This window comes from Mycobacterium parascrofulaceum ATCC BAA-614 (assembly GCF_000164135.1).
GTDB lineage: Bacteria > Actinomycetota > Actinomycetes > Mycobacteriales > Mycobacteriaceae > Mycobacterium > Mycobacterium parascrofulaceum.
This window is the reverse complement of record NZ_GG770557.1, coordinates 176906-185422: the sequence shown is the minus strand read 5'-3', so window position 1 is coordinate 185422 and position 8517 is coordinate 176906. Positions and strand designations below refer to the sequence as shown.

Genomic DNA, 8517 nt, shown 5'->3' with positions numbered 1-8517 from the left:
GGCCGGCGCCGGTTCCGCGAGTTCACCTCCGGCGGTCATCGCCGTCGCGCGCCCGCGACCGTTGACCGCGTAGCTTGTCGCGCAGCTTCGACGAGGTGAACCGCCGGTTGTCCACGTCGTAGAAGAACCGCCTCGCGCGGAAGGGGAAGTACAGCAGCAGCAGGGTGGAGATCGCCGTGTACGCGGCCGGGCTCCTGATGCCGTGCAGGTCGGTCGTCCGGGTGTAGTGCGTGACGTACCGGTAGAAATCGCGCGGCGACGATTCCACCCGGCGGGCGGACATGGCGGCGACCATGCCCGGCTCGTAGGCGATCTCGAAGTCGTTCTTGAACAGGGTCAGCGCGAGGTCGACCTCCTCGTGCAAGCGGTCCTCCAGGTCGAGATGCGTCAGCTGGCGCACCGACTTCCACGCCTGGGCGCGGATCGCCATGTTGGCCCCGATCAGGAACCGCTCGTTCCTGCGTACCGGTGCACCTTGCCGCGCAGGGTGGAGTCGACCCAGAACAGGAACCCCCGCAGCGGCATGTCGTGAAAGCCGATGGGGCCGCTGGCCGCGTCGACGGCCGGATCCTCGAACCGGCGGCGAATGGTCGCCGACCCAGTCGCGGGCGATGACGGAGTCGGCGTCGGTCCGGGCGATGATGTCGCTGCGCGCATGGTCGAAACCGTGGTTACGCGTCGGCGCGATGCCCTGGTGTTCGTTTTGTTCGAGCAGCTGAATGTCGATGTGCGGGTGCTGCGCCTGGTACCGGCGCACGATGGCCGCGGTGTTGTCGGTCGACTTGTTGCTGACGACGATGATCTCTTCGGGTGCCGACGTTTGGTCGATGCACGAGTCCAGGCATTTGCCTATATAACATTCTTCGTTATAGGCGGGAATGACGATGGTGACGGACGGCTGTTGGGGCATTGCTCACAGACCAATCTGGGAAGGCGCAGAAAGGGAATCTGGCATTGGCCCCCGGCCCTGCACCGGTGGAAGGTGCGCGCCGAATTGCCCGCTGCGGGAAATTCACCACGCCTATTGATTTGGACCCTATGGCAGCCCTGGCCCAGTCTTCCTCCGAATATCGTCGCTTTCTCGAAACCTTAACCGCGGAAGGGTGCCTTGTTCAACACATGTCTACGTTGAACACATGAGGCAGCGGTGTGACCTGCCACCGGAAGTCTTCGACGACCGGGACTTCAAGCGCGGCTTGGAATGTTCTTGTCGCCGGACGGCAAAGCCGCGCGCCTGTTCATCCTGCACCGGGGCGACCCCGCGACGCCCGAGGATTTCGCCCGCGTCGACGCCATCAAGACCGCGGCCGAGGAGGCGCTGAAGACCACCCCGCTGGAGAACGCCAGGATCTCCCTGGGCGGCACCGCGGCGGTGTTCAAGGACATCTCCGACGGCGCCCGATACGACCTGATGATCGCGGCGATCTCCTCGCTCTGCCTGATTTTCATCATCATGCTGGTGATCACCCGCAGTCTGGCCGCGGCCGTGGTGATCGTCGGGACGGTGGCGCTGTCGCTGGGCGCCTCGTTCGGGCTCTCGGTGTTGTTGTGGCAGCACATCATTCGCATGGAACTGCACTGGCTGGTGCTCGCGATGTCGGTGATCATCCTGCTGGCCGTGGGCTCCGACTACAACCTGCTGCTGGTCGCCCGGTTCAAGCAGGAGATCGCCGCGGGGCTCAATACCGGGATCATCCGCGCGGTTGGCGGCACCGGCAAGGTCGTGACGAACGCGGGGCTGGTGTTCGCCTTCACGATGGCGTCGATGGCGGTCAGCGAGCTGCGGGTGCTCGGCCAGGTGGGCACGACGATCGGCCTGGGCCTCCTGTTCGACACCCTGGTGGTGCGCGCCTTCATGACACCGTCCATCGCCGCGCTGCTGGGCCGCTGGTTCTGGTGGCCGATGGTGGTGCGTCCGCGCCCCGCCAGCGCGCTGCTGCGGCCGACGGGACCGCGCCCGGCCGTGCGCGCGCTGCTGGGCAACTAGAGCAGCTGGCCCACCGAGGTGACGACGATGAGGGCCAACACCGCCGTGCCGATGACGTACACCTGGTGCCGGGGCGTGAGTCGCCTCGGCAGGGGCCGCTGCTGCAGGGTGTGCTGGCGGTGCACCGCGATCAGGAACGTTCCCAGCGCGACGGCGCCGGCCAGCCCGGCGGGAACCAGGTCGGCCGGGCGGACCGAGCCGTGCAGGTTCCGGATCATCAGCAGGGCGCCGTTGGCCAGAAACGCGAACGACGTCCGAGTCCAGGCCAGCGTCGTCCGCTCGGCCTGGTCCCCGCGGTCGGCCGTCGTGCCGCTCACCCCAGCACCGCCTTGGCGATCACCAGCGCGAGCGCGATGAGCCCGACCACCGTGAGGCCCACCGCCAGGTACGTCGGTGAGGGATGCCGCGGCAGCGGGGTCCCGTGGCGCATGGCGCGATCGGCCTGCTGCCAGCGCAGCAACCCCATCCCGCTGGTGAGAATCGCCAGCAGCGCGAGCCCCCCGCCGAGCAGGCGCCGCGCACCCGGAACCCCCAGCTCGGGGACCAGCTGCACGAGCGCGACCGCCGCGGCCAGCAGCCCCAGCGCGGTGCGCTGCCAGGCCAGAAAGGTCCGCTCGTTGGCGAAGGTGAACCGGTAGTCGGGCTCTTGCTCTTCGGCGCTGTCGGTGTCGGCCACGACGCACATCGTTGCATGATGAGGGCTGTGGTGAAGGCGTTGCTGTTCGACGTGCAGGGCACGGCGACCGATTTCCATTCGACGGTGTGCGACGAGGCGCGACGGATCGGCGCCGGACGGCACCCGGAAGCCGACTGGCCCGACGTGGTGCGGCGTTGGCGCGCAGCGTACTTCGCGGCGCTGGAGGAGGCTCGGGGCCGCGACAGTGGGTGGGTGTCGGTGCACTCGGTGTATCGCCGGGCGCTCGACCGCGTCCTGGAGGAGAGCGGCGTCGCATTGGCGGACGCCGAACGCGACGAGTTGACCCTGGCCTGGCGGCGGCTGCGGGCGTGGCCGGACGCGGTGCCGGGGCTGACGCGGCTGCGCAGTGCCTACACGCTGGCCACGCTGTCGAACGCCGACGTGTCGGCGGTCGTCGAGATCGCCAAGCGCGCCGGCCTGCCGTTCGACGCGATCTTCGCCGCGGAGATGGCCGGGGCGTTCAAGCCCGGCCCGGCCGTCTACCGGATGGCGGCGACCTACCTGGGCCTGCCCCCCGGCGAGATCATGATGGTGGCCAGCCACAAGTACGACCTCCGCGCCGCGGCGGCGCTGGGGTTCCGGACCGCCTTCGTCGCGCGCCCGCTCGAGTTCGGCGCCGGCGGCAACGCCGACGTCGCCTATTCCGACGAGTTCGACATCAACGCGTCCGACTTCCTCGACCTCGCAGCGCAACTCGGCTGTTGATCAGCGGCGGGCCGACCCGGTCAGGGGTTGCCCGTTGGCCGCCTGCAACAGGCAGATGACGGTGCTGGGGGTGGGGTCGGCCCCGGTGCGATCCTGATTCGAGTCGATCAGGTAGGTGATCGAAAACGGGCTGCCCGCAACGGGCCGGCCGGTGTACGGGGCAAACCCGTCGGTGCAGTCCCGGTTGGCGACGATCGCGACGGCCTTGTCCACCGCCATCGGGGCGCGCAGGTACACCTCGGCCAAATGCGCCGTCGCGCAGTCGACTACGGTGACCGTCACGCGGCTCAGGTCGGGCGGGGGCAGGTCGGCCACGCACTCGCCGGGCTTCAGGTCGATCCACTTCTCGGTGTGTGTGCCCTGCGGCCAAGGGGCGGCAGTGGCCGTCGCGCAGGCACCCGCGATCGCCGCGGCGGTCAGGCCGCACACCGCATAACGGGCCCGCATGCAGTGCAGTCTAGGCAGGCAGGAAACTCGGCGGCACCGTATTCGTCAGCGCGGGGTCGGGCTTTTCCGAGGACATCGACAGGAAGCCGCGCGCGCAGCGCGCGGCCAGCAGCCAGTTCGCCGGCCTCTTCAGGTCCAGCCCGCCGAGGAGCTGTTTGATCATGGTCAGCGTGTCGAAGTAGATGCGTTCGCAGACAAGCGTTTCGGACTCGTCGAACACGAAGTAGGCGGTCATGCGGACCCGGAACCGGCTGCCGGTGGGCGGCACCTTGCCCAGGTAGCCGCGGTGCGTGCCCATCAACCAGAACTCGACGATCACCGCGTCGGCGCTGTGCCGCAGCGCGATGATCTCGTGGTCCTGGTCGGGGAACGCGGTCCGCGTGTAGGCGTAGTAGTCGCGCACCGCGGTGTCGCCGTCGTGCACGATCATCTGCGGGATCAGCTCGTAGCGCGGATGCGGGAAGGTCGACAGCACGTCGTCCCAGTCCTGGCGGACCTCGTCGTGGAAATGGTCGAGCACGAGCTTCTGGCGGGCGGCCAGCACCTCCGCGGAGGGGAACGCGGGAATCGTCATGCAGCTAACGATAAACCCGGCGAGCAGACGCAAAATCGCACAATTTGGCGCCTTGCAGTGCGATTTTGTGTGTCTGCTCGCGGGAAAAGGGGCGCGGGGAAAGGGGCGCTACCCGCGCGGTGGCGTCCAGGCGACCGGCAGGGTCTTGATGCCGTGGATGAACTGCGACAGCAGCCGCGCGGGTTCCCCGGTCGCGACGATGTCGGGTATCTCGCGGCGCAACTCGTCGAAGACGACCCGGATCTCGCGGCGAGCCAGGTTGGCGCCCAGGCAGAAATGCGCCCCGCCGCCGCCGAACCCGAAGTGCGGGTTGGGCGTTCGCGCCAGGTCGAAGAGCCACGGGTTGGCGAACGTCGCCTCGTCGCGGTTGGCCGAGTTGTACCACAGCACGGCCTTGTCGCCCTCGGCCATCTTGACGCCGCTCAGCTTGAAGTCGCGCGTCAGCGTCCGCCGCATGTAGACCACCGGCGAGGCCCACCGCACGATCTCCTCGACCGCCGTCGGCGCCAGCCGGTCGAAGTTGGCCCACCACTTGTCCCGTTCGTCGGGGTAGCGCGACAGGGCCAGCACGCCGTGGCTGATCGCGTTGCGCGTCGTCTCGTTGCCGGCCACCACCAGCAGGATGAAGAAGGACGCGATCTCGGCCGACGACAGCCGTTCGCCGTCGACCTCGGCCTCCACCAGGCTGGTGGTCAGGTCGTCGTGGTGGTTGACGCGGCGGTCCTCGGCAAGCTCCGTGGCGTAGGCGCCGATGTCCATCGAGATCTTCAGGAACTCCTCGAAGTCCGTGGTCAGGTCGGGGTCGCCGAACCCGAGAATCACGTTGGTCCAGTGGAAGATTCGCTGATGGTCGTCCTCGGGGATGCCCATCATGTCGCAGATGATCTGCAGCGGCAGCGGCCCCGCGAGCTCGGTGACCAGATCGGCTTCCCCGTTGGGGTGGTTGGCGATCAGCGACGCGACCAGCCGGCGGGCCCGCTCGCGCACCGACGCCTCGATGCGCGCCACCACCTTCGGGGTGAACGCCCGGCTGACGATCGAGCGCAGCCGCTGGTGCCGCGGGTCGTCGAGCACGATCATCGAGCCGAAGTACTCGGCGATCTCGGGCGCGTTGTCGTTGACCGTGATGTTGGGGCTGGAGCTGAAGATCTCCGGATGGCGGCTGGCGAAGTGCACGTCGTCGTGCCGGGTGAGCGACCAATAGCCCTCGCCCGCCTCGAATCCCTCCATCTCGATCGCCGGCCAGAACGAGAGCGGCGCCTCGCGGCGCAGCGTGGCGAAGGCGCCGTCGCGGTAGTCGTCGTCGAGGGCCCAGAAGTCCAGCGAATCGAGATGGATGTCGGCCAGCGGCACCTGCGGCGGTGGCGCCCCGTTGGTTCGTGTCGCGATGCCCGTCTTCAGACTCACCGAGGACCTCCGTTAGTGGGTGCAGACCGTCCGGCCGCCGGCCGACTGGGCGTCGGCGACGACGTTGCCGTCGAGCAGGATCCGGCAGCGCAGCGGGCCGACGCCCTGCGCGCTGACCACGAACACCTGCCCCCCGAACGAGGTGAACTCCGTCGACCAGGGCAGTGGCGCGTTGACCTGGTGCAGCTGGCCGGCGTCGGTCTGGTACGAGATGTACTGCGCGACGCCGGCACCGGTCACCTCGTAACGGGCGTGCGGCATCTGGGGGATCGCGTGGGCCACGCCGGGGGCCGCCACGACGCCGAGAGCGAACAGGATCGAAAGCCCGCGCACATGCTTCGTCATGATTTGCATCGTGTCACCCCCCGCGGGGCTAGGGGAAGCTTTCCGCCCAGACGAAGCCGCGCCGCTCTAGTGTGTAGTCCCACGGGGGCTGGGACGGGAAGGTGAGTATGTCGCAACACGGCTCGAAACGCGTGGTGGTCTGGGGCACCGGGTTCGTCGGGAAGATGGTGATCGCCGAGATCGTCAAGCATCCGCTGTTCGAGCTGGTCGGCGTCGGGGTCAGCAACCCCGACAAGGTCGGCCGCGACGTCGGCGACATCTGCGGTCTGCCCGAGCCAACGGGCATCGCCGCCACCGACGACGTCGATGCCCTGATCGCTTTGAAGCCGGACGCGCTGGTGCACTACGGCCCCACGGCGATGCACGCCAAGGACAACATCTCGCTGATCACCCGCTTCCTGCGCGCCGGCATCGACGTGTGCTCGACGGCGATGACCCCGTGGGTGTGGCCGACGATGCACCTCAACCCGCCGAACTGGATCGCGCCCATCACCGAGGCGTGCGAGCTGGGCCAGTCGTCCTGCTTCACCACCGGCATCGACCCCGGATTCGCCAACGACCTGTTCCCGATGACGCTGATGGGCCTGTGCTCGGAGGTGCGCCGGGTGCGCGCCTCGGAGCTGCTCGACTACACCAACTACGAGGGCGACTACGAGGTCGAGATGGGCATCGGCCGCGAGCCCGAATACAGCCCGCTGCTGGAAGACTCCAACATGCTGATCTTCGCGTGGGGCGCCACGGTGCCGATGATCGCGCACGCGGCCGGCATCATGCTCGACGAGATGACCACCACCTGGGACAAGTGGGTGACGCCCACCGAGCGCAACACCGTCAAGGGCGTGATCAAGCCCGGCCATGTGGCCGCCGTCCGGTTCACCATCAACGGGATCTACAAGGGCGAGACGCGGATTCAGCTCGAACACGTCAACCGCATCGGACTCGACGCCGCGCCGGACTGGCCGTCGGGCCACGACAACGACGTCTACCGGGTGGAGATCGAGGGCACGCCGAGCATCTTCCAGGAGACCGCGTTCCGGTTCACCGACGGTTCGGGCCGCGACGCCGCCACCGCCGGGTGCCTGGCGACCGGGATGCGGGCGCTGAACGCGGTGCCCGCCGTCAACGACCTGCGGCCGGGCTGGGTCACCCCGCTCGACCTGCCGCTGATCGCCGGGGCGGGCAACATCCGCTGACCGGCGCACAGCCGGCACCTAGGTACCGCTGAGACGCGATACAGGTTTCGGCGGCACAATAGCGGCTAACCGGGTCGCGGTGCTGCTGGATGTGGGGTTGTGAAGATGGCCAAGGGAACTGGGACCGCGCTGGGCTTGTCGATCGGCGCCACCAACCTGGCGGCGGTCGCCGCCGACCGCGCCATCACCCGCAAGCCCGTCCTGACGCTCTACCCCGAGCGCGCACCCGAGGTCGGCATCCCCGCCGAGAACCCGCGGCTCACCCAGCCGGGCCTGGTGCTCACCGGGTTCGTCAATCGCGTCGCCGACCCGCGCGGCGTCGTGGCCGCCGACGGCTCGGTGCGCCGCGCCGAGGAATTGATCGCCGACGCCATGCGCGCGCTGGCCTACGCCGTCACCGCCGGGCGGCCCCTACCCGAGAGTGTCGCCGTGACCTACCCCGCCCACTGGGCGTCCCCGGTGGTCGAGGCGCTGGGCACCGCGCTGAGTTCTGTGGCCGAATGGTCCCACCGCGCGCGGCCCCTGGTGCTCGTCCCGGACGCCGCGGCGACGCTGCTCGCCGTGCGCACCAACCCCGGCATACCGCCGCGCGGCACCGTGGCGGTGTGCGACTTCGGCGGCACGGGCACCAGCATCACGTTCATGCGCGCCGACGGCGACTACCAGGCCCTGGCCCCGACCGTGCGGCTGCACGACTTCTCCGGCGACCTGATCGATCAGGCGCTGCTGAGCGCCGTCATCTCCGGCATGCCCAGCACGGCCGCCTTCGACCCGGCGGGCACCGTAGCGATCGGCTCGCTGAGCCGGCTGCGGACCGCGTGCCGCACCGCCAAGGAAGAGCTGTCCTCGAGCATGGCGACCACGCTGAGCGACGGGCTGACGGGCGAGGTCCGGGTCACCCGCGGCGAGCTCGACGAGGCGATCCGCACCCCGCTGGACAGGTTCGTGGCAGTGCTGGAAAATGCCTTGGCGCGCAACGGGATTCATGACCTGGCGACGGTCGTCGCGGCCGGCGGCGGGGCGAACATCCCCGCGATCGCCACCACGCTGTCGCAGTACTTCCGCGTCCCCGTCGTCACCACGGCGCGCCCGGAACTGACGGCGGCCAGCGGGGCCGCCGTGCGGGCGGCGAACGGGCCCGGCGAGGCCGCCGCGACGGCTG

10 protein-coding genes and 1 pseudogene are annotated in these 8517 nt (G+C 69.1%); 4 read left to right on the top strand and 7 right to left on the bottom strand.

Annotation, left to right across the window (positions count from 1 at the left end; genetic code table 11):
- Positions 1–22: 22 nt before the first annotated feature.
- Positions 23–910, bottom strand: coding sequence for a glycosyltransferase family 2 protein (locus HMPREF0591_RS22250; protein ID WP_007170918.1), 888 nt, complete (start codon positions 908–910; stop codon positions 23–25).
- A 244-nt stretch (positions 911–1154) separates the two neighbouring features.
- Between HMPREF0591_RS22250 and HMPREF0591_RS22245 the strand changes: the two are divergent.
- Positions 1155–1987, top strand: a pseudogene (locus HMPREF0591_RS22245) (MMPL family transporter); the annotation flags it as partial.
- On the opposite strand, the gene HMPREF0591_RS22240 reads toward HMPREF0591_RS22245, so the two are convergent.
- Complete coding sequence (locus HMPREF0591_RS22240) at positions 1984–2304, bottom strand: DUF202 domain-containing protein (RefSeq protein ID WP_007170916.1); 321 nt, start codon at positions 2302–2304, stop codon at positions 1984–1986. The pseudogene HMPREF0591_RS22245 and the gene HMPREF0591_RS22240 sit on opposite strands and share 4 nt — an antisense overlap.
- A complete protein-coding gene (locus HMPREF0591_RS22235; protein ID WP_007170915.1) occupies positions 2301–2672 on the bottom strand; it encodes a YidH family protein in 372 nt (123 codons plus the stop codon). Before HMPREF0591_RS22235 ends, HMPREF0591_RS22240 begins: the two co-directional genes overlap by 4 nt.
- 6 nt (positions 2673–2678) lie before the next feature.
- Between HMPREF0591_RS22235 and HMPREF0591_RS22230 the strand changes: the two genes are divergently transcribed.
- Positions 2679–3389, top strand: a complete 711-nt coding sequence (locus HMPREF0591_RS22230) for a haloacid dehalogenase type II (protein WP_007170914.1) — start codon at positions 2679–2681, stop codon at positions 3387–3389.
- Here HMPREF0591_RS22230 and HMPREF0591_RS22225 read toward each other — a convergent pair whose 3' ends face one another.
- The 4 genes from HMPREF0591_RS22225 to HMPREF0591_RS22210 form a co-directional block, all read right to left on the bottom strand.
- Positions 3390–3836 (bottom strand): hypothetical protein, encoded by a 447-nt coding sequence (locus HMPREF0591_RS22225; RefSeq protein WP_007170913.1) that lies wholly within the window; start codon positions 3834–3836, stop codon positions 3390–3392.
- A gap of 10 nt (positions 3837–3846) precedes the next feature.
- The gene (locus tag HMPREF0591_RS22220; RefSeq protein ID WP_007170912.1) at positions 3847–4410 is read right to left on the bottom strand and encodes an ester cyclase; all 564 of its coding nucleotides are present in this window, start codon (positions 4408–4410) and stop codon (positions 3847–3849) included.
- Between the two features lie 108 nt (positions 4411–4518).
- Positions 4519–5817: a cytochrome P450 gene (locus HMPREF0591_RS22215; RefSeq protein WP_007170911.1), complete on the bottom strand. Its 1299-nt coding sequence runs from the start codon at positions 5815–5817 to the stop codon at positions 4519–4521.
- A 12-nt stretch (positions 5818–5829) separates the two neighbouring features.
- Positions 5830–6162, bottom strand: coding sequence for an MmpS family transport accessory protein (locus HMPREF0591_RS22210; RefSeq protein ID WP_170826096.1), 333 nt, complete (start codon positions 6160–6162; stop codon positions 5830–5832).
- A gap of 107 nt (positions 6163–6269) precedes the next feature.
- Between HMPREF0591_RS22210 and HMPREF0591_RS22205 the strand changes: the two genes are divergently transcribed.
- Together HMPREF0591_RS22205 and HMPREF0591_RS22200 are read left to right on the top strand one after the other, a co-directional pair.
- Complete coding sequence (locus tag HMPREF0591_RS22205; protein WP_007170909.1) at positions 6270–7355, top strand: NAD(P)H-dependent amine dehydrogenase family protein; 1086 nt, start codon at positions 6270–6272, stop codon at positions 7353–7355.
- Positions 7356–7460: 105 nt separating this feature from the next.
- Positions 7461–8517: Hsp70 family protein (locus HMPREF0591_RS22200; RefSeq protein WP_007170908.1), on the top strand; the 1057-nt coding region annotated here is incomplete at its 3' end.